This is a genomic window from Cupriavidus pampae (assembly GCF_914271485.1).
Taxonomy (GTDB): domain Bacteria; phylum Pseudomonadota; class Gammaproteobacteria; order Burkholderiales; family Burkholderiaceae; genus Cupriavidus; species Cupriavidus pampae.
Window position 1 is genome coordinate 402,833 of record NZ_CAJZAG010000003.1, and the last position, 21,871, is coordinate 424,703.

Sequence of the window (21,871 nt, forward strand, 5' to 3'; positions counted from 1 at the left end):
TCGTCGCCGCGCTACACGATGCTGACGTTGAGCCTGTCATCGAGAAAGATTTCACCCGTGCCGACCGTGTAGATGCGATAGGACACGCCCTCCACCGTCTGTCGTCCGGCATCGCTCCAGAACAACCCGGCGGGATTACGCAGGACGACCTTGTCCGTGTTGTCCCCGAGCACGGCGAACTGTGTCTTTCCATCGTCGATCAGCATGTTCATGTCGCCAAGGCGCTGCACGTCGCCATAGCCGAGCGAGAGCGTGTTGTTGCCTCGCGCCGACAGATCTATTTTCTCGATCCCCGTGAGCTTCGACTTCATTACGTTCAGGTCGAGGTTCAGATTCTGTGCGTCGAGAACGAGCGTGTCCTTGCCCATGCCGCCATCTATCGCCTTGAAACTGAGTGCGGTCACCTTGATGATGTCGTTGCCGGCTCCGCCGTTCGCGTAATCGCTTGCACCGACGCCATTGAACGTGTCATCGCCGCCGCCGCCGAAAAGACGATCGAATCCGGCAGCCCCGCCATTGAGATTCGCCGTCAGCACGTCATCGCCGGACGTATAGGGCTGCGAGAAATCGACGGCGGAGTAATAGACGTAGAACGCGCCGGAATCGTTGCCATTCTGATCCGCCCCCGGAGATCCCGCGGCGATATCCATCAGGCCGTCGCCATTCCAGTCTCCTACTGCGACCGACGTCCCCAACTGCTCGCCGGCCTTGTTGCCGTAGATGACATAGCCCTTGCTCGGATCCGCTATGACGTCCTTGATTGCCACGATGGGCGACGCGAGGTTGCTTCCCGTTCCATACACGACATACACCGCGCCGGTCTGCGTACCCGCGGGGCCATTGGTGAACGGAGCGCCGATCACGAAATCGGCAATGCCGTCGGCGTTCAGGTCTCCTCCGCCACGTACCGAGAGACCGAACCGTTCGGCGGAGTTGGCGATGCTCTGCGTTGACGACTGCGCATTCAGGATGACAAAGCCGTCCGCGGCGCTGAACCTCTGCACGTGATTCGGATCCCTGGGGAAGTAGTCTCGCCCCGGCGGAGGGGCCGCATCCAGATACATGTCCGTGGTGCCGAATCCCCCCAACTTGCCATAAACGACCCAGACCCTGGAAAGGTTGTATGGCGACCCGATTGCGAAATCGTCGATCCCATCGCCATTCACGTCGCCAATGCCCGAGGAAACGACATGGCAATCGTTGCCCCAGGGCGTGCCGAGCCTGTCGTCGAACATCGAATGGATACGGAGGCCATCCGTTCCGTTCTTGAACGTGGTGAGATCGACCTGCTGCGCCAGGCCACCCGCTTTCCCGAAGACGACATAGGCGGTCGCACCATTAGTCGTCAGAGGATTGATCTGCGTTCTTGCGAACACCGATGCATCGATCAGAAGGAAATCATCGATACCGTCGCCGTTGACATCTCCGATAGCAGACATGGTGTTGCCGATGTCGACGTTCTTGACACCGTCCTTCTGGGATGACGTGTCGCCGCCGACGACCGCGGTGTATTTCACGTTCTCTCGCGGCGTCAGTATTCCCCACGACTGGCCGGCGGGCCTCTGAACAGAAATGTTCTGCCATCCGGTCGTCGTGGCGTTCATGTTCTTGCCGCCATAGAAGACCAGCGCCTGTCCTTCGTTACTCGATGCCGTTCGGCCAGGCAGCGGATCGGACGCGAGCAGATCCACGTAGCCATCGCCATTGATATCGGCCCCCGCCACGCCAAAGCCGAAGCCAGAGTCCGCGGTAATCGGTCCAATCATGACCGCGAAACCGTGGGAATTGTCGAAAGGCCCGGTCCCGCTGTCGCCACCATCGATCGTGGACAGTTGCAGAACGCCATTGGTGAAGCTCCCGCTCGGCGCTCCAAAAATCACATACACCTTGTCGTTCGTATGGCTCGCGAAAGCGACATCGGCATAGCCGTCGCGATTGAAGTCACCGATCTTGTTCAAGACGAGACCCATCGTGTCCGATGCGCCCTTGGCGGGATAGGTGTGCCCCCGAATCACCAGACCCTTTGCCGCCGACAACGATGTGAGAGTCGAGATTTCTGGAAGTCCGCCGGTCGAACCATAGAGGATGTAGCAGATTCCGGAGTCGGCCTTGTTCGTGTCCGCGAAAGGCGCCGATAGCAGCAGATCGCTGATCCCATCGCCGTTGAAATCTCCGACATCGGTCATATCCCACCCGACCTGGTCGCCTGCCGCCCCACCGCTTACCGAAACGCGGCCGCCGCTTTCGATGACCAGCGGCGATTGCGGCGTGCCGGTCGGGCCGAGCAGGCTGCCCGACACCGTCGTCTTCACGTTTCCGGATTCATCGACCAGAAGCGCGCGGAGGGCGTAGGTGTCGGGCTTCATGCTCGGCAGGGTGATTTCCCACTTTCCATCCGCCGCTACCGCAATCTTCTGCGCCAGCGTCCTGTCCCCCGCATCCAGCACCCCATTGCCATTGACGTCCGCGAACAGCGTGACGGTGAGCTTGTTCAAGATTTCGCCTGGCGCCGTCACGACGCCCTGAAAGGTGGGGGTCGAGTCGTTCGTGATGTTGTCGTTGTTGGCGGCGCCCGTGTCGCTGTCTGTCGTGAGATCCACCGTCGTTGCCGCAGTCGCCGCCGGCGGTGTGGTGTCCACGGTGATGGTCCATGCCGCGGTGGTGTCGCTTGTCACACCAAGCGGGTTCCGCGCGTTGGCGGAGAAGCTGTGCGGACCTTCCGCCAGCGCGCTCGACGGTGTGAAGGTCCAGTTTCCGCCGGAATCCGCAGTGGTCGTCCCCAGCAGATTCGCGCCATCGAACACCGAGACCAGACTCCCGGCTTCCGTTGTGCCGGCGATGGTGGGCATCGTATCGTCCGTCGCACCGTTGTTCTGCACCGGTGCCGTGTAGATACCGACGTCATCGCGTATCTCCTTGATCACGATGGACGGCTTGGCGGTCACCACGGTGATCGTGTATGCCGCGCTCGGATTCGTCTCGTTACCGGCGGCATCCTGCTCCACGGCGGTAATCGCGTTGCTGCCCGAGCGCAGATCCGTTGCGGGCGTAAACGACCAGCTGCCATCGGCCGCGACGGTCGTGCGGCCAAGCTCCACCTTGCCGGACAGATCGGTAGTGGACACGACGATGGTGTCGCCGGCTGTACCGGTCCCCCGGATCGATGGGCGGGCATCGTCGGTTGCGCCGTCCTTGGCCACGTTACCGGTCACGGCCCCGACATCGTCGAACATGCTGGTCACCGCGAGGCGGCCGCTATCGGGCGGCGTGGTATCCACGATGATGCGCCATGCGCCCGAGGCATCGCTCACCTGACCGACGGCGTTGACCGACTTGGCCGTGATGTCATGCGTGCCTTCCGCCAGATCGCGGGCCACCGCCAGCGACCATGCGCCGTTGGCATCCACGGTAGCCAGGCCCAGTTGCTCCGCGCCGGCGTACACGGCGACCATGCTGGCCGCGACCGCCGTGCCGATGACCAGAGGACGCCGGTCGTCGGTGACGCTCCCCTTCGCGATGGTCCCGGTCGTTACGCCAACATCGTCGGTGATGCCTGTGATGACCGGGGGCGCGGGACGCGTCAGATCGAGCGTGATCACATATTCCGCCGATGGCGCGGTCTGGTTACCCGACACATCCATTTCGACCGCGGTCAGTTTGTTCTGGCCCGCAAGCAGTGCCGCGGCTGGCGTAACGGACCACGTGCCGTTTGACGCGACCGTCGCCCGTCCGATCTCCCGCGTCCCGGTGGCGTCTGTCGTCGAAACGATGACCGTATTGCCTGCGGTGGCGGTACCCTGCACGGCCGGATTGGCATCATCCGTGGTGCCGTTCTTCACAACGTTGCCGGTCACGGCACCCACATCGTCGAGCACCCCGGTAATGGCCAGCTTCGTGATGTCCGGCGGCGTGTAGTCCGTGGTGATCGTGAGGGCCGCCGATTTGCTGCTCGTATTGCCCGCCACGTCCGTCGCGGTCAGCGTCATCGCGTGATTGCCCTCGGAAAGCGGAGAGGTGGGGGTAAAGCTCCAGTTTCCACTACTGTCGGCGGTGACTGTGCCCACCTTTGCATCGTTATCGTAGAGGGTCACCAGGCTGCCGGCTTCGGCGGTCCCCGATAGCGTTGGCTGCGAGTCATCGGTTGGCGTACCCGTCTGGACGTCACCCTGTTTGGCGCCCACGTCATCCACGATCTTCGTGATTGACGGCGGCGCGGGCGCGACGGTGTCTACGGTGAAGACAAACGGCGGTGTTGGAGCACTCGTGTTGCCGGACAAGTCGCGCGCGGTCACCGTCACGCTGTGCGATCCCTGCCCCAGCGAGCCCGGAGGCGTGAAGACCCAATGCCCCGTACCGTCGACGGTGGTCGTCCCCAATACCGAAGCGCCGTCGGAAACCGTGATGGTGCTGCCGCTTTTCCCCTTGCCCTCGAACTGCGGCCGCGTGTCGTCCGTGACGGCGCTCGCCGAAATCGCACCCTGAATACTGCCGAAATCGTCCTTCACGGAATCGACACTCACTACCACCGCCGTGGTATCGAGCGTGATGCGGAAGGGCGTGGTGGCAACGCTCGCGTTCCCGGCGGCGTCGATAGCGACCATGGTGAACGAATGACTGCCATCCGCCAGCGATGTCGCAGGAGTGAAGCTCCAGTTGCCATTGCCGTCCGCCGTCGCCTCACCGATCTTGACGCCACCGTCCGAGATCTCCACCTTGCCGCCCACCTCGACACGGCCGCTGAATACGGGACGGCTGTCGTCGGTGATCGCGCCGTCGGAAAGCGCGCCGGTCTGGGCACCGGCGTTATCCCGCACGACAATCGAGGCTGGCGCGAATGGCGCGGTCGAATCGATCACGAAGTTCCAGCCACCGGTCGGATTACTGCTCTGGCCAATCGCATTGGTCGCCGTGACGGTGATATTGTGCGAGCCATCGGCCATCGGCAATGCTGGCGTGAATGTCCAGTTGCCACTCGCATCGGCTCTCGTCTCTCCGAGTTGTGTGGCACCGTCGTAGAGCGTGATCTTGCTGTCCGCGTCGGCGGTCCCGATGATCGTCGGCATCGCATCGTTCGTCTGCCCGCCCTTCTGAAGCATCCCGGTCTGACGCTCGACATCATCTTCGACGTTCTCGATCGTCGGTGCCGGGGGACGGCTGAAATCCAGCACGATGGTGTAGCTCGGCGTCGGCGCGGACTGGTTGCCTGCCGGGGTCATTTCCACCGCAGTGATCGCGTTGCCGCCAGACAAAAGCGGCGCCAACGGCTCCATCGACCACGTTCCCCCCGCTGCAACCAGCGTCCTGCCGATCTCGCGTGTCCCGGTGCTATCCGTCACGGAAACGATGATCGTGTTGCCCGCAGTCCCCGTCCCCTGGATCAGGGGACTGCTGTCGTCGCTCGTGGCCCCCTTCGCCACGTTGCCGCGCACCGCGCCGACATCGTCCACCACGCCCGTGATGGCAAGCTTCGATGCATCGGGCACCGTGTAGTCGGTGCCGATCGTGAACGTGCCCGATTTCGGGCTGACGTTGCCCGCGGCATCGGTTGCCGTCACCTCGAACACATGCTGCCCCGCGGGCAATGCCGTGGTCGGCGTAAAGCTCCAGTTGCCGGACGCGTCGGCCTGCTCCGTACCCAGTACCTTGCCGTTGTCGTAGATCGTGATGGTGCTGCGCGCCTCCGCGGTACCCGCGAGCGTCGGCAGCGGATCGTCCGTCAGACCGCCCGACGCCACCGCGCCCTTGACGGCGCCCACGTCGTCGGTCACGCCGGTGATGGACGACGCCAGCGGCGCGGACGTATCGATCGTGAAGGCGAAGGCCGGCGTCGGCGCGCTGACATTGCCCGCAAGATCCCTCGCGGTCGCCGTGATGCTGTGGCTGCCCTGGCCGAGTTCGCCGCTCGGCGTAAAGGTCCATTTACCCGACCCGTCGACGGTGGTCGTGCCGAGCGAGGTGCTGCCGTCGAACACCGTGATCGTGCTACCGCTCTTGCCGGTTCCCTGGAACTCCGGCCGGGTATCGTCCGTGACGGCATTCGGCGCGAGCGTGCCGCGTACTGCGCCGATATCGTCGTTCACGACACCGATCTGCACGACCACGGCGGTCGTGTCGACCGTCACCCGCAACGGCGCGGTGGCCAGGCTCGCGTTACCGGCGAGATCACGGACGACGGTCGTGAAGGTATGGCTGCCATCGGCAAGCGGCGACGCCGGAGAGAAGCTCCAGCTCCCGCCGCTATCGACGATCGCCTCGCCGATCTGCACGTTGTTGTCGCTGATCTCCACCGTGCTGCCCGCTTCGGCGCGCCCGCTGAACGTCGGCCGGCTATCGTCCGTCGTCGCGTTGTTCGCGAGCACGCCGGTCTGTGTGCCCTCGTCGTCGACCACGGTCAGGTTGGTCGCCGCGCCGGGCACCGTGGTATCGATCGAGAAATTCCAGTTGCCCGTGGGGACGCTGGTCTGGCCCACCACGTTCGTGGCCGTGACCGTGACGTTGTGCAGCCCGTCGGCCAGCGCGGTCGCGGGAGTGAAGGACCAGTTGCCGCTCGTATCGGCGCTGGCCGTCCCGAGCAGGGTGGCGCCATCGAACACGCGTATCGTGTCGCCGGCGCGCGCGGTGCCGAGGATGGTGGGCAGGTTGTCGTCGGTGACGCCGCCCTTCTGCAGCAGCCCGGTCAAAGGGCCGGCATCGTCCTGCACGTTGCTGATGATGGGCACGCCGGGCCGCGCCGTGTCGACAACGATGGCGTAAGGCGCGGTAGCCGGCGTCTGATTCCCCGCGCGATCCATTTCCACGGCGGTGATGACATTGGTGCCGCTCAACAGCGGACTCGCCGGCGTCAGTGTCCATGTGCCCGCACCGGACACCGTGACGCGGCCGAGCTCGCGCGTGCCGGCGCTATCCGTGGTCGAGACGATGACGGTGTCGCCCGCCGTGCCGGTGCCCGAGATATCGGGCCGGCTGTCATCGGTCGTGGCGCCTGCCGCCACGTTACCGGTCACGCTCCCGACGTCGTCCGCCATGCCGGTGATGGCCAGCGCGGCCGGGTTCGGCGCGGCGGTATCGAGGGTCATCGAGAACGGCGAGGACTTGCCGCTTTCGTTGCCCGCCGCATCGGTGGCCGTGGCCTCGAACTGGTGGTCGCCATCGATCAGAGGCGTCGTCGGGGTGAATGTCCAGCTTCCGGTCGCACTGGCGACGACGGTGCCGATGACGGCGTCGTTGTCATAGATCGTGACGGTGCTGCCTGCCTCCGCCCGCCCGCTGAGCGCGGGCTGCGCATCGTCGGTCATGCCACCGCTGGCGATCGCGCCCTGGTGGATGCCGACATCGTCGGTAATGCCCAGGATCGTGGTCGAGGCCGGCGCCACGGTATCGACGCGAAACGTGAACGCGGGCGTGGGCGGGCTGGTATTCCCCGCCGGATCGCGTGCCGTCGCCGTGATGCTGTGCTGTCCCTGGCCAAGATCCGAGGTCGGCGTAAACGTCCAGCGGGAGGACGCGTCGGCAATTGCCGTACCGAGCACGGTGGCCCCGTCGCGCACGGTGATCGTGCTGCCGGCCTTTGCCTCCCCCTGAATCTCTGGCCGCGTGTCGTCAGTCACGCCAGCCGAGGCGATATTGCCCATCACGTTGCCGGCATCGTCCGCGATCGCCGTGATCTGCAACGGCACCACGGCGGTATCTAGGGTCACATTCAATGCCTGGCTGGCCGCGCCGCGATTGCCGGCGACGTCGGTCACGACGGTGGTGAAGGCGTGAGCGCCGTCCTGCAGTGCCGCCGCCGGCTCGAACATCCATGCGCGCGTGGCGGCCACCGTCGTCGTGCCGAGCGAGACACCGTTGTCGAACACCTCCACCGTGCTGCCGGCTTCCGCCGTGCCGCTGAACGTGGGCCGGCTGTCGTCGGTGACCGCGCCGTCGGCGAGCGGTCCGGTCTGTCCCCCTTCGTCGTCGCGTACCACGAGGTCGTTCACCGCCGCGGGTGGAACCGTATCCACGGTGAATGTCCACACCGTCCCGAGGTCGCTGGTCTGGCCGATCGCCGTGGTCGCGGTCGCGCCGACGTTGTGCAGCCCCTCGGTCATCACGGCCATCACGCCCACGTCGGCCAGCGACGCCGCTGCCAGCGTGCCGGTGAGCGAGACGGACGGCGTGAAGCTCCATGCGCCGGATGCATCCGCCACGGCACTCCCCAGCAGAGTCGTGCCATCGTACAGACGGACCGTCGTACCGGGCTGGGCGGTACCGCTGAACGTCGGGGTACTGTCATCCGTCACCGCATTCGGCTGCAGGAGCCCTATCGTCGTACCGACATTGTCCTGCACGGATACGATCGTGGGCGCGGGCGGTCGCGAGGTATCCACCACGATCGAGTAGGGTGCCGTCGGCGCGGTCTGATTGCCTGCCGCATCGATCTCCAGCACAGTCAATGCGTTGTTGCCGTTGACGAGCGGCTGGGCCAGTTGAACCGTCCACAAGCCGCCAACGGAGACCGTCGTCTGCCCCACCACATGACTGCCATTGCTGTCGGTCGTCGACACGACGACCCGATCGCCCGCCGTGCCGGTCCCGGAGATCGAGGGCCGATCGTCGTCGGTGGTCTGGCCCGCCGCCACGTTGCCGGTGATCGCGCCCGCGTTGTCCGCAACGCCGGTCAGCGCGAGGCGCGAGGCATCCGGTGGCGTGACGTCGATCGTCAGCGAAGTCGGCGCCGACTTGCCGCTCGTATTGCCGGCGGCATCCGTCGTCGTGATCGTGAACGCGTGCTGCCCTTCAGGAAGCGGCGTGGTCGGCGTGTACGTCCACTTGCCCGTGGCATCCGCCGTCGTCGTGCCGATCAGCTTGTCGTTGTCGTATACGCCGATGGTGCCGCCTGCCTCGCCCGTGCCACTCAGGGTGGGCTGAGGACTGTCGGTGACACCGCCATCGGAGATCCTGCCGCGTATCGGGCCCACCTCGTCCTGAACCGAAGGCGCTGGCGGAACGGCGGGCGGCGCGGTATCGATACGGAACACGAATGCCGGTGTGGGCGCGCTTGTGTTGCCGGCCGCGTCCCGGGCAACCGCCGTCAGGCTGTGCTGCCCCTGGCCCAGCTCTCCCGGCGGTATGAACGTCCACCGCCCGGTGGCGTCGGTCGTCGTGGTGCCCAGCGTCGTCGGGCCGTCGAGCACCGAGATCGTGCTCCCTGCCTGCGCCACGCCACGAATCTCCGGACGCGTGTCGTCCGTCGCGCTCCCCGGTGCGATGGCACCTGTCACATTGCCGACGTCGTCGGTCAGCGAGACGATCTGCACCGGCACCGTCGAGGTATCGATGGTGACGTTGAACGGCGGGCTTGCCGCGCCCGCAACGCCGGCGGCGTTCGTGACCACGGTCGTGAACGCGTGACCGCCGTCGGGAAGTGCGAGCGCCGGCGTGAACGTCCAGTTGCCTCCCGCATCCGCACGTGTCTCGCCGAGCCGGACGCCATTGTCGAGGACGGCGACCGTGCTGCCCGCCTCGGCCCGGCCCGAGAAGGCCGGACGGCTGTCGTCGGTCGTGTCGCCATCCGCCAGTACGCCGCGTTGCGCGCCTTCATCGTCTCGCACCACCAGATTCGATACGGCGGCCGGTGCCGCCGTATCGACGGTGAACGTACGCGCCCCGGTCGGCGCACTGGTCACGCCGCCAGACGTCGCGGTGGCCGTGACGCTGTGCGTGCCTTCCGCCAGCGGCGTGGACGGCGTGAACGTCCAGTTGCCCGATGCGTCGGCGGTGGTCGTGCCTAGCGTCGTGGTGCCGTCCGATACGGTCACCGTGCTGCCGGCGAGCGCGGTGCCGACGATGGTCGGCAACGTGTCGTCCGTGAGTTCGCCCATCTGCAGCATGCCGGTCTTGCCGCCGACGTCATCGCGGATGTTGACGATCGTGGGCAGCTCGGGCTGGGCGGTCTGGAGCAGGAACACATAGGGCGCGCTCGGGGCGGTCTGATTGCCCACCGCATCCTGCTCCACGACGGTCAGCGAATTGCTGCCCGCGATCAACGGCAGTGCCGGCTCCAGCGTCCATGTCCCCTGCGCGCCAACTGTCGTCCGGCCGATCTCGCGGCGGCCCGTGATGTCCTCGGTGAACACGATGATCGTATCGTCGGCCGTGCCGGTACCCGCGATCACTGGCCGGCTGTCGTCGCTGCTGGCGCCCGAGGCCACGTTGCCGGTGACCGCGCCCACATCGTCGGTCAGGCTGGTAATCGCCAGCTTCGACGCGTCCGGCAGCGTGACGTCCAGCGTGAACCTCACGGGGTCTGACGGCGGGCTCTCGTTACCCGCCGCATCCGTTTCGGTCACGGTGATGCTGTGCTGGTCGCCGGCGAGATCCGCGCCCGGCGTCATCGTCCAATGACGACTGGCCGCGATCACGGCTGTTCCGATGGCCACGCCGTTGTCGTAGACGGTGATCACGTTGCCGGGCGTGCCGACACCGCCGAACGTGGGCCTCGCGTCGTCGGTCGCTCCGTCTGGCGCGATCGGGCCGCGTATCGGTCCGACGTCGTCGACGATATCGCTGAGTCCGACATTCGCCGCGGGCTTTGGCGGCACGATCGTATCGACGGTCAGCGCGAACTGCGCCGCCGCGCTCGTATTGCCTGCCGCATCCTTCCCCGTCACGGTCACGGCGTGATTGCCCTCGGACAGCGGCTGAGCGGGCGTGAAGCCCCACGCGCCTGTCGCGTCCGCGACCGCGGACCCGATCGTCACGCCGTTGTCCGCAATCGTGATCGTAATACCGGGCTCCGCGGTGCCGGTGAACGTCGGCATCGTGTCGTTGGTCGCCCCACCGTTGGCGACCGGACCGACGACGGGCGCGACATGGTCGGTAACCGTGCCGATCTGCACGACCGGCGGCACGGTGTCGATCACGAGCGGAACCGTGACCTCCGTCAGGTTGCCGGCGTTATCCTCGGCGATCACCCGCACCTTCTGCTCGCCCTCGGGCAAAGCGCCATCGGGCGGCGTGACCGACCACGTGCCGTCGGGATTCACGACCGTGGTCCGTTCCTCGCCGTTCGGGAATATCACGCGCACGGTATTCCCGGGTTCACCGGTACCGCTGATTGCCGGGTGCGCGTTGTTGGTCGCCGGTCCCGTATTGCCGTCGACCAGCACCGTGGGCGCCGCCGGCGGGGTCCCATCGACATTCAGATCCGTCACGAGCATGGGCGGGCTCGGCGCCATGCCGGGCCCCTGTTGCGTGACCTCGATCCGATGCGGACCGTCGGCAAGCGGCTCCGTCGGCTGGAACGACCATGTGCCGTCCTGACCGACGGTCGTGGTCCCGATCGGCACTCCATTGTCGTAGACCGTGATCACATATCCGGGCGTGCCGCTGCCGCTGATGATCGGCCGCCGGTCGTCCGTGTAGGCGCCTTCCTTCAACTGCCCACGGATCAACCCAGTGCCATCGGTCGCCGACGCTCCGAATGGCTGGTTCGACGTCTGCCCGCCGTCTCCGCCGGAAGCGGCGGCGTTGCTCCCGTTGGAAGATGTCGCCACGGCAACGCCGAAGATGGCCCCCATGCCCGCGAGGGACGCGAGCAGGCCTGTCACGGGCGTCTCGCCGACGCCGGGCACCGCGGCAGGCGGCACACCCACGCCGACGGGGCTCTCGCCCAGCGCCGCGGGCATCAGCGCGCCATCGCGAAGCGCCTGGATACTCTGGCTGCCATCCGTTGGCACGAACGAATACAGCTGCCCATCTTCCGCCACGCCGTAGAGGCCGATGGGTTCGCTGACCGAAAAAGCACCCTCGATAACCAGGACCGGGTCGGAGGCGCCTTCGGGAATGACCTGAAGGTCGTCCCCCTGACGGCGTAGCGTGATATTTTCCGGAGCGACGTTCCCGCCTTCCTGCTGGATGACGTACTTCGCACCGGGTACCGCCTTGAGTCTCCGCGGGGCTTTGCCACGCAGGCGAGACAGGCTGTCGATCGTCGGCTGGCCAGTTGGCCTGACGGGGACTTCTGCCAAAATTGAGGCCATGATTTCCTCATCGGCGGCATTTGATAGGTCGAAATCTTTCTATTTTTTCTAATTAGTTTTAGAAGAAATTCGACACGGTTTTTTCAAATAATAGGCATGCCCCGGATAAATACAATCATGCAGTTTCCGACAGCCTTTACAAAATCAGTCACTCTGGCGTAACCGAATCGGACGGCATTGACGAGTCAGCCCGGAAACTCTCGCGCGAACACGTCCGCGATAAAGTCCATCACCGCGCGGATCGCGGTCTGCCGTCGCATATCGGCGTGCACGACCAGATAGAAGTCGCGCGCGAGCGTCCGCACCTCGCCCGGCACGACGGCCACGCCGTCTCCCGCATCGACGCCCGCCGTCATCCCCGCCAGATAGCGCGGTAATGCCGCCACGCCCATGCCACCCCTTGCCGCCGCAAGCTGACTCATCAGGTCGTTGCTGCGAAACCCGATGCGCCGGCCCGCGGCCATTTCGTAGATCCATTTCTGCTCGGGCATATGGTCGAACGACACGTCGTAGGCGATGAACTGCCACTGGTCCGCCGGCAGCGCCGTATAACCGGGTGCCGCATACAGGCCGTAGGAAATCTGGCCGATGCGGCGGGCCACATAGTCGAGCTCCGTCGGCCGGCCAATGCGAATGGCGATATCGGCTTCCTGCCGGTGCAGCGAAGCCAGCGCCTGCGTGCCATGCAGCGTGAGGTCGATCTCGGGGTGCCGCGCGCCGAATACCGCGAGGCGCGGTGCGAGGAAGATGCTCGCGAACGCGGGCGGTGCGCTGACGGTGACGCGAGCGGAACGTCCCTGCCGGCGCGCGAGTACCGCGCGCTCGAGCGCATGGGCCTGCGTCTGCATGCCCTCGGCCACGCTTGCGATGTCTCGGCCGGCCTCGGTCAGGTGCCAGCGGCGCGCGGACCGATTGACGAGCACGATGCCGAGGGCATGCTCCAGCGCGGCCACGCGCCGGGCCACGGTGGCATGTTCCACCTCCATGCGGCGCGCCGCGCCCGACAACGTCCCCGCCTCGGCAAGCGCGATGAAGTGCCGCATGTCATTCCAGTCAAACATTGGTGCGCATTGGTGCAGATTCTCACAAGCGATGTGAAGTCCGGCGGAATTCCCGGCGCGGACCGGTGATGCTATTTTTCATGACGATCGACATCTTAATACGCAACGCCCGGCTCTGCTGGCGCGGGCGCGAACATCTCTTTTCAAAAGCGTCATGAAAGCCATCCAGTACCACCGCTTCGGCGGCCCCGAAGTGCTCGAGTACGTCGAGCTGCCTGATCCCGAGCCCGGCCCCGACGAAGTGTTGATCGAGACCACGGCCATCGGCGTGAACTTTCCCGATATCCGTGAGCGACTCGGCGTCTACAACCGTGCCGACACGCGCGTGGGTGGTGTCACGCTGCCGCAGGTCGGCGGTCTGCAGGTGGTCGGCCATGTCGTGCGTAGCGGCAGCGCGGCGCATGACTATCTGCTGGGGCGCAAAGTCATGGCGCTGATGGCAAACGGCGCGTATGCGCAGCGCGCGGTAGCGCGCGCTGACATGCTGGTGGAACTTGCGGACGATGCCGACGACGTGGCCATGGCCAGCGTGGCGTGTCAGGGCGTAACCGCCTATCTGGCCTTGCGCGTCTGCACGACCCTGCGGCGGGGGGAAAGCGTGCTGGTGCATGGCGCGGCCGGGGGCGTCGGCAGCCTTGCGGTGCAGATCGCACGCATGCTCGGTGCGGGCATGATCATCGGCACCGCGAGCAGCGATGACAAGCGCGCATTCGCGCTCAGCCTCGGCGCCGATCATGCGATTGGCTACGACTACCCGCGCTGGCCCGAGACCGTGCTGCACTACACCGAGGGCAAGGGCGTCGACGTGATTCTCGAAACGATCGGCGGCGAGGTGTTCGATCAGAACTTCACCTGCCTCGGCATGCTGGGACGCTGCATCGTCATCGGCTCGACGCAAGGGCCTGGTGAAGCGCTGGCGCCGCGCCGGCTGATGGCCAAGGCGCAGACGCTGACCGGCGTCTACCTGCCCGCGTTCTTCCAGCGCCCGGATATGATTCAGCGCGCGCTCCACTTCCTGCGGGATGGTATCGCGCAAGGCATGATCCGTCCGACCGTGGCGGCGCGGCTACCGCTCTCGCGCACCGCCGATGCACACGCGATGCTCGAGCGGCGCGAGGCACGCGGAGTGATCGTCCTGGATCCGCGTGCCTGACGCCATGTCGTGAAGCAATTTTCTGAAGCAACATCAGTTCGGCCCGATGATCTGATGCTTGCGCGCGAACTCGGCGATATCGATCAGCGAATGGAGTTTGAGCTTGCCCATGACGCTGGTCTTGTGCGAGCTCACGGTCTTGTTGCTGATGCGCAGCGCCTCCGCGATCGCCTTGTTCGAGTGCCCCGCGGCAAGGAAGCGCAGCACGGTCACTTCGCGACGGCTCAGGCCGGCGGTAGGACTCTTGGGGCCATCGGCCATGCGCCGCAGCGCGTCGAGCACCGACACCGGAAATACGGCGTAACCCAACATCATCACGCGCAGCACCTCGACCAGTTCGTCCAGGCCGGAAACCTTGGCTACGTGGCCGTGCGCGCCGGCACGGACTGCACGTACCCCCGCGCCGTTCACCGCTGACAGCACGATGAGCCGCGCCTTGGGACAGAGTTTCTCCACGGCCTCCACGACCGCATCGCCAGGCAGCGATGGCATGTCGAGATCGACGATCAGGAGGTCGGGCTTGAGCTCCTCCATCAATTTGATCGCATCGGCGGCGTTGTGCGCCTCGTGGATCTCGAAGCCGAGGTGCGCCGTCAGATGGGCGGAGACGGCAAGGCGAACGGCGGGATGGTCATCAACGATCAATGCTACGGACATGGCATGCGCTCCTCATGGACAGACAATGCGGAGAGCATAGGCCGCCTGGTGCGCCGCGAAATACAGAAAGGTCTAACGATCCAGAGCGAATCTTCTGAAGAAAGTCGCGGAGATTTCCTTGCCCGGCTACGACCCGGATTTGGGAATCGACATGTTATCCATCGCACCACTCGCGGACGTAAAGCGTGGTGCCGGCATGGCCTGTATCACCTCGCGCGCGCCGTGATGATAGACGCGGTACACCTCTCGCTCGACGTTGTGCGGATGGCGCGCGGCCTCTTCGATCGTGAGCACGGGCGCGAAGCATGCGTCGGTACCCTCGAAGCGTTCGCGCCAGTACGCCAGTGGTTGCGCCGCGATGGTATCGGCCACACGCGCCTTCAACGCGGGCCAATGCGCGCGGTCATACTGCGCGGCGGGATCGATGTCGTCGAACCCGAGCAGCGCGAGCCATTGCCGATAGAACGCGGGCTCGAGCGCGGCGAACGTCAGGTCTCGCCCGTCGGCACAACGGTAGACATCATAGAACGGTGAGTCGTGGAACGGGCTCGGCAGCGGGCCATCGACCGAGCCCGCGGCGCGCGCCACGTTCAGCAGTCCGCCAAGCATCGCGACGATGTCGGTGATGGCCGCATCGACCACGCACCCCTGCCCGCTCGCGCGCGCATGCAGGATCGCGCTCGTGATGCCGAATGCGAGCCCGAGCGCGCCGGTGGCATCGCCCATGACCATGGGTGGCGTCTTCGGCAGCGCGCCTTCATACGTGCCCTCATGCGTGCCCTCATGCGTGCCCTCATGCGTGCTCCTACGAGCGGCCGCATGCAGCAGCCCTGACAGCGCGAGGTAGTTGAGATCGTGTCCCGCGCTCTGTGCGAGCGGACCGGTCTGGCCCCAGCCCGTCATGCGTCCGTACACGAGCCGCGCATTGCGCGCGTGGCATGCCGCGGGACCGAGTCCGAGGCGTTCCATCGCGCCGGGACGCAGGCCTTCGATCAATGCATCGGCATCGGCCACGAGGTCGAGCGCGGCCGCACGCCCCGCTTCGGTCTTGAGATCGAGCGATATGACATTCTTGTCATGGTCGAGCGCAACCTCGGGTGGCATGTCACCATCGAGCAACAGCCGCCGCGCATCGGGTGCGGTCGGACGCGTGACCAACGTGACAGTGGCCCCAAAGGCTGCCAGCATCGCACCGCACAACGGCCCGGGACCAATGCCTTCGAACTCGACTACGCGTACCCCTCGCAACGGCAGCAGGCGATCTTGCATGAGCAATGTCTCCTCTCAAGGAACGAACATCGAATGTATTTGATCCAAATCGTGACATCGTAATTTAACGACTGTCATGATGCACATGGGCATTGGTCCCAATCCTCAACCAGGAGATTCCAGTCATGACCCAGATCGTGCTTGCCACCGATGGCTCCCCGTTCAGCGATGCGGCCGCGCGTTTCCTGACCCGCGGCGACCTGCTGCAGCCAGGCTACACCGTACACGTATTGCATGTTGCGCCCGATGTCACCGGACAGGTGCGCGCCTTCGTCAGCAAGGAAGCTGTTGACGACTGGCACCGCGAGGAAAGCGAAAAATCCATGCAGTCGGTCTGCGACATCCTCGCCGCCGCCAACATTGCGTTCGAGCGTCATCCGCTGCATGGCTTTGCGCCCGAGAAGATTCTCGGTTATGCGAAGTCGGTGAATGCCGGTGCGATCGTGATGGGCACGCATGGACGCGGCACCTTCTTCGATGCCGTGCTCGGCTCGGTGGCCGGCCGCGTGCTCGCCCAGGCAACGTGCCCGGTGATCATGATCAAGGCGGAAAAAACCAGATAAGTCGGGTTCAGCCCCAGAGCGGGGGTTCGTCCATCAACGCGATCTGCTCGCGCAATTCGAGGATGCGATCCTGCCAGTAGCGTGCCGTGCCAAACCACGGGAACGCGGCCGGAAAGGCGGGATCGCGCCAGCGACTGGCCAGCCAGGCGCTGTAATGGATCAGGCGCAGTGTGCGCAGCGCCTCGACGAGCCATAGCTCGCGCGTTTCGAACTCGGCAAAGTCCTCGTAGCCCGCGACGATGTCGGCAAGCTGGTCCTGCATCGCGGCGCGATCGCCTTCGAGCAGCATCCAGAGATCCTGCACTGCGGGGCCCATGCGGCTGTCGTCGAAGTCGACGAAGTGGGGGCCGGGGTCTCCACGCCCACGCGCATCGTCTGCATCGATCCACAGCACATTACCGCGATGGCAGTCGCCATGCAGGCGCAGATGGCGCACGTCACCGGCACGTTCGTAGCAGCGGCGCACACCATCGAGTGCGAGATCCACGGCCGCGCGCCACGGCGCGAGCAGATCGGCCGGCACGCAGTCGTGCGCGAGCAACCAGTTGCGCGGTGCCACGCCAAACGTCTCCAGATCGAGCGCGGGCCGCGCCGCGAAAGGCGTGCGCGCGCCCACCGCGTGAATACGGCCGATAAACCGGCCGAGCCACACGCGCGTCTCGGCCACATCGAGCGCCGGTTCACGGCCACCGCAGCGCGGGAATACCGCAAAGCGGAAACCGTCGTGCACATGCAGCGTGGTGGCCGTGTCGTTACCCGTCGACGGCAATGCGAGCGCGGGAACCGCCGGAATCTCCGCGTCGGCGAGTTCGCGCACGAACGCGTGTTCCTCGACGAGTGCGGCATCGGTCCAGCGGCCCGGGCGATAGAACTTGGCAATGACCGGCGCGGCATCCTCGATACCGATCTGCCAGACGCGGTTCTCGTAGCTGTTGAGCGCGAGCAGGCGCCCGTCGGGACGCAGCCCCGCGGACTCGAGCGCATCGAGGATCCGCTCGGGCGTCAGGCCGGCATACGGAATGTCGCTGTCGGCAATCGGCGCGAGCGGGTCGGTCATGGCGCGCCTGACGGTCAGGCCTTGCGGCCGCCGAGCAATGCGGCCTGCGGCGCCGGGCGGCGCTTCTGCTGACCTTGCGGCTGGGATTGAGGCTGCGACTGCGGTTGCGACCGACGCTCGCCGCCTTCCGGCTGCGAACGCTGGGGCTGTGCCGGACGCGGCGATCCTTGCGGCTGCGCGCCGCGCGGTTGCGAGCCCCGGGGCTGCTGCGCGCCACGCGGCTGTTGCGCGCCGGCGGGTTGTGCGCCGCCGCGTGCAGGTTGGGCTCCGGCGCGGGCACCGGGTTGCGCGGGCTGCTGACCACGCGGCTTGGCCGGCGCGGCCTTCTGCCCCTGCGACTGCCCCTGCGACTGACGCGGTGCGGCCGGTGCCTGCGTGCCCGACGCGCGCGGCGCCTCCTTCCGCTGACCCTGCCCGCGCTGTCCGCCGCCCTGACCACCCTGGCGACCCTGTCCACCACCACCGCCACGGCCCTGACGGCTCTTCTGGATCGGCTCGGCCGCGATGGACGGATCCACCTCGAAGCCCGGCAGTACGGTCTGCTCGATCTGACGCTTGATCAGGCGCTCGATATCGCGCAGCAGTCCATGCTCGTCCACGCAGACCAGCGAGATCGCCTCGCCTTCGGCGCCCGCGCGGCCAGTCCGGCCGATGCGGTGCACATAGTCCTCGGGCACGTTCGGCAGGTCGAAGTTGACCACATGCGGCAGCTGGTCGATATCGATGCCGCGCGCGGCGATATCGGTCGCCACCAGCAGCCGCAGCGTGCCGGCCTTGAACTCGGACAGCGCGCGCGTGCGCGCCGACTGGCTCTTGTTGCCGTGAATCGCCAGTGCGGACAGACCATCCTTTTCCAGCTGTTCGGCCAGACGATTGGCGCCGTGCTTGGTGCGCGTGAACACGAGCACCTGATGCCAGTCGTGCTCGCGCACCAGATGCGCCAATAGTTCGCGCTTACGCTCGCGATCGACCGGGTAGACGCGTTGATCGACGGTCTCGGCCGTGGTGTTGCGGCGCGCGACCTCGATCGAAGCCGGGTTGTTCAGCAGACGATCCGCGAGCGCGCGGATGTCGTCCGAGAACGTGGCCGAGAACAGCAGGTTCTGACGCTTGGCCGGCAGAATGTTGAGAATCTTGCGGATGTCATGGATAAAGCCCATGTCGAGCATCCGGTCGGCCTCGTCGAGCACCAGCAGCTCCACCTGCGACAGGTCGATCGTGCGCTGCGAGACGTGGTCGAGCAGACGTCCCGGCGTGGCCACGACGATATCCACGCCGCGCTTGAGCGCGTCGATCTGCGGATTGATACCGACGCCGCCGAACATCACCATCGAACGGAGGCGCAGGAACTTGCCGTAGTTGCGCACGCTCTCTTCCACCTGCGCCGCGAGTTCGCGCGTCGGCGTCAGCACAAGCGCGCGCACTGGGCTACGCTGGCCACGCGGTACGGGATTGCGCTCGATCGATTCGTGCAGCAGTTGCAGCATCGGCAGCGTGAAACCCGCGGTTTTGCCGGTGCCGGTCTGGGCGCCGGCGAGCAGGTCGCCACCCTTGAGAATTGCAGGAATGGCCTGCGCCTGAATCGGGGTCGGCGTGGTGTAGCCCTGTTCGGCCACGGCACGCACAAGCTTGTCGGACAAGCCTAGTTCGGAGAAAGACATGAATTGACGCTTGAGCCGCTCGCCACGCATCAGATGCGCCAATCGTGGAGCGGCATGACTCAGGATGCCCGGCGCTCCCGGCCGCTGCGACACGCTGCGGTCCCCAGGAGCCGGCCTGACGGGTCGATTGCAACCGTCTGCGGAGCAGGAAAGGCCCGTAGTGTACCAGTCCCCCGCGAAGTGCCGCGTGTGACGGCTTTACCCATGCGGGGCGCAAGGTGGCGTGCGCTCGCGCGGCCGCGTTCTGGCTGTCACCCGGTTGTCATGATTGCCGCCGCCCTCACGGACCGTGTTCCGCGCACGCCACAACCCCGCGTGGAATGCCCGCTCAGACCCCCGCCCCGCTCGCGCGGCGACCGGTCGAGCGGGTAGAATCGCGGGTTACCCTGCCACGTCGGAGCCTGCCATGCTGGTTGCTTTTGGTATCTGGAAGCGTATCTCTCGTCACGTCGCACCACGTTTCGTTGCACAACGTTTCGTAGCACAACATCTGCCGCGCGTGGCATTGGCCGCACTGCTGGTGCCCGCCGCATCGGTCGCGCTGGCGCAGCAAGCCACGATCATGACGGATACGCCCACTATCACGGGTGGGCCGGCCAACAATCCGTCCGGTGCGGGCGCACCCGTGCGCGCGATTCCTGACGACGCGGGGCAGGCGCGGCTGACCATGGCGGCACCAAACGCGTCCGGCCCGCAGAGCGCGAAGCTCGGCAGCAAGACCGTGACCATGGCGCCCGGCCTACGCGTCTTCAATACGGATATGCAGCTGACCCCGGTCGCCAATCTGGTCGGCCAGAAGCTCGAGGTGCGTTACCGACTGGACGTGTACGGCCAGTTGCTGACCGCCTGGATCATGACCGAGGTCGAATACAAGGCATGGAAGGCAGCGCACTGAGCGGCGCACTGAGCGGCGCACTTAGCCGCGCGCTGAGCGAAACCTGAAGTACGGACGTACCCACGCAGCAAACCCGCAGTACCGTGGTCCCCACCGCGGTTGATTTCGATGTCACCCGTTGCAAAAGCGGATGCCCCCAGGTAAACCACTGAGACCGGCACCATGAAGAAAGTATTTGTCAAAACGTACGGCTGCCAGATGAACGAGTATGACTCGGACAAGATGGTGGACGTGCTCAACGCGACCCAGGGCCTCGAGCCCACCGATAACGTCGAGGACGCCGACGTCATCCTGTTCAACACCTGCTCCGTGCGCGAGAAGGCCCAGGAGAAAGTATTCTCCGAGCTCGGCCGCATGAAGGCGCTCAAGGCCCTCAAGCCCGACCTCGTGATCGGCGTGGGCGGCTGCGTCGCCAGCCAGGAAGGCGCGGCCATTGTGACGCGCGCACCGTATGTCGATGTCGTGTTCGGCCCGCAGACGCTGCATCGCCTGCCGGACCTCATCTCGCGCCGTCGCCAGACCGGCCTGTCGCAGGTGGACATCTCGTTCCCCGAGATCGAAAAGTTCGACCATCTGCCGCCCGCCCGCGTGGACGGCCCGAGCGCGTTCGTCTCGATCATGGAAGGTTGCTCGAAGTACTGCAGCTACTGCGTGGTGCCTTACACGCGCGGCGAGGAAGTATCGCGACCGTTCGAGGACGTGCTGGCCGAAGTCGCGGGTCTCGCCGACCAAGGCGTGCGCGAGATCACGCTGCTGGGCCAGAACGTGAACGCATATCGTGGCGCGATGGGCGGCACCAGCGAGATCGCCGATTTCGCGCTGCTGATCGAGTACGTCGCGGAGATTCCGGGCATCGAGCGCATTCGCTACACCACCAGCCATCCGAAGGAGTTCACGTCGCGGCTGGTCGAGCTGTACGGTCGTTGCGACAAGCTCGTCAATCATCTTCACCTGCCCGTGCAGCATGCCTCGGACCGCATTCTGATGGCGATGAAGCGTGGCTACAGCGTGCTCGAGTACAAGAGCATCATTCGCAAGCTGCGCGTGTTGCGGCCCGAGATGTCGATGTCGTCGGACTTCATCATCGGCTTCCCCGGCGAGACCGATGCCGACTTCGACAAGCTCATGGCGATGGTCGAGGAAGTGGGCTACGACACGTCGTTCTCGTTCATCTTCAGCCCGCGCCCCGGCACGCCCGCCGCGAACCTGCACGACGACACGCCGCACGACGTCAAGTTGCGCCGGCTGCAGCGACTGCAGGCGACCATCGAAGAGAACGTGCAGCGCATCAGCCGCGGCATGGTGGGCTCCGTGCAGCGCATCCTCGTGGAAGGCCCCGCGCGCAAGGACCCGACCGAGTTGCACGGCCGCACCGAGAACAACCGCGTGGTCAACTTCGCGCTGCCCGGTGTGCCGCAAACCCAGCGCGATCGCATGATCGGCCAGATGGTCGATGTCAGCATCACCGAGGCGTTCCCGCATTCGCTGCGCGGCGAGATCGTGGTGCGACAGTAAGCCCCCGCATACGCTAC

Annotated in this window: 10 protein-coding genes; 4 read left to right on the top strand and 6 right to left on the bottom strand. The window is 65.7% G+C overall.

All coding sequences use genetic code 11. The features are described 5' to 3' along the window. Positions 1-11: 11 nt before the first annotated feature. Complete coding sequence (locus LDO41_RS09530) at positions 12-12,023, bottom strand: Ig-like domain-containing protein (protein ID WP_223985507.1); 12,012 nt, start codon at positions 12,021-12,023, stop codon at positions 12-14. Positions 12,024-12,208: 185 nt separating this feature from the next. Next, positions 12,209-13,084: a LysR family transcriptional regulator gene (locus LDO41_RS09535; RefSeq protein ID WP_223985510.1), complete on the bottom strand. Its 876-nt coding sequence runs from the start codon at positions 13,082-13,084 to the stop codon at positions 12,209-12,211. 154 nt (positions 13,085-13,238) lie between these two features. On the opposite strand from LDO41_RS09535, the gene LDO41_RS09540 reads away from it, so the two are divergent. Continuing rightward, positions 13,239-14,237: a quinone oxidoreductase family protein gene (locus tag LDO41_RS09540; RefSeq protein ID WP_223985513.1), complete on the top strand. Its 999-nt coding sequence runs from the start codon at positions 13,239-13,241 to the stop codon at positions 14,235-14,237. A 33-nt stretch (positions 14,238-14,270) separates the two neighbouring features. Here the strand turns inward: LDO41_RS09540 and LDO41_RS09545 are convergent, their stop codons facing one another. Together LDO41_RS09545 and LDO41_RS09550 are read right to left on the bottom strand one after the other, a co-directional pair. Next, positions 14,271-14,894: a response regulator transcription factor gene (locus tag LDO41_RS09545; RefSeq protein ID WP_223985516.1), complete on the bottom strand. Its 624-nt coding sequence runs from the start codon at positions 14,892-14,894 to the stop codon at positions 14,271-14,273. A 126-nt stretch (positions 14,895-15,020) separates the two neighbouring features. Then, the gene (locus LDO41_RS09550; protein WP_223985519.1) at positions 15,021-16,163 is read right to left on the bottom strand and encodes a CaiB/BaiF CoA transferase family protein; all 1,143 of its coding nucleotides are present in this window, start codon (positions 16,161-16,163) and stop codon (positions 15,021-15,023) included. Positions 16,164-16,288: 125 nt separating this feature from the next. Between LDO41_RS09550 and LDO41_RS09555 the strand changes: the two genes are divergently transcribed. Beyond that, positions 16,289-16,726: a universal stress protein gene (locus tag LDO41_RS09555; protein WP_223985522.1), complete on the top strand. Its 438-nt coding sequence runs from the start codon at positions 16,289-16,291 to the stop codon at positions 16,724-16,726. A 7-nt stretch (positions 16,727-16,733) separates the two neighbouring features. Here LDO41_RS09555 and LDO41_RS09560 read toward each other — a convergent pair whose 3' ends face one another. Beyond that, a complete protein-coding gene (locus LDO41_RS09560; protein ID WP_223985525.1) occupies positions 16,734-17,783 on the bottom strand; it encodes a serine/threonine protein kinase in 1,050 nt (349 codons plus the stop codon). Positions 17,784-17,797: 14 nt separating this feature from the next. Next, on the bottom strand, positions 17,798-19,444 hold the full coding sequence (locus LDO41_RS09565) for a DEAD/DEAH box helicase (RefSeq protein ID WP_223985543.1): 1,647 nt from the start codon (positions 19,442-19,444) through the stop codon (positions 17,798-17,800). Positions 19,445-19,850: 406 nt separating this feature from the next. On the opposite strand from LDO41_RS09565, the gene LDO41_RS09570 reads away from it, so the two are divergent. Beyond that, the gene (locus LDO41_RS09570) at positions 19,851-20,339 is read left to right on the top strand and encodes a hypothetical protein (protein ID WP_223985546.1); all 489 of its coding nucleotides are present in this window, start codon (positions 19,851-19,853) and stop codon (positions 20,337-20,339) included. A gap of 162 nt (positions 20,340-20,501) precedes the next feature. Continuing rightward, complete coding sequence (gene miaB, locus LDO41_RS09575; RefSeq protein WP_223985549.1) at positions 20,502-21,854, top strand: tRNA (N6-isopentenyl adenosine(37)-C2)-methylthiotransferase MiaB; 1,353 nt, start codon at positions 20,502-20,504, stop codon at positions 21,852-21,854. The last annotated feature ends 17 nt before the right edge of the window (positions 21,855-21,871 follow it).

Excerpts from the sequence above, each read along its gene's own strand:
- LDO41_RS09540 (WP_223985513.1), top strand. The coding sequence starts at position 13,239 with ATGAAAGCCATCCAGTACCACCGCTTCGGCGGCCCCGAAGTGCTCGAG.
- miaB (WP_223985549.1), top strand. The coding sequence starts at position 20,502 with ATGAAGAAAGTATTTGTCAAAACGTACGGCTGCCAGATGAACGAGTAT.
- LDO41_RS09555 (WP_223985522.1), top strand. The coding sequence starts at position 16,289 with ATGACCCAGATCGTGCTTGCCACCGATGGCTCCCCGTTCAGCGATGCG.
- LDO41_RS09550 (WP_223985519.1), bottom strand. The coding sequence starts at position 16,163 with ATGCAAGATCGCCTGCTGCCGTTGCGAGGGGTACGCGTAGTCGAGTTC.
- LDO41_RS09560 (WP_223985525.1), bottom strand. The coding sequence starts at position 17,783 with ATGACCGACCCGCTCGCGCCGATTGCCGACAGCGACATTCCGTATGCC.
- LDO41_RS09530 (WP_223985507.1), bottom strand. The coding sequence starts at position 12,023 with ATGGCCTCAATTTTGGCAGAAGTCCCCGTCAGGCCAACTGGCCAGCCG.
- LDO41_RS09535 (WP_223985510.1), bottom strand. The coding sequence starts at position 13,084 with ATGTTTGACTGGAATGACATGCGGCACTTCATCGCGCTTGCCGAGGCG.
- LDO41_RS09570 (WP_223985546.1), top strand. The coding sequence starts at position 19,851 with ATGCTGGTTGCTTTTGGTATCTGGAAGCGTATCTCTCGTCACGTCGCA.
- LDO41_RS09565 (WP_223985543.1), bottom strand. The coding sequence starts at position 19,444 with ATGTCTTTCTCCGAACTAGGCTTGTCCGACAAGCTTGTGCGTGCCGTG.
- LDO41_RS09545 (WP_223985516.1), bottom strand. The coding sequence starts at position 14,894 with ATGTCCGTAGCATTGATCGTTGATGACCATCCCGCCGTTCGCCTTGCC.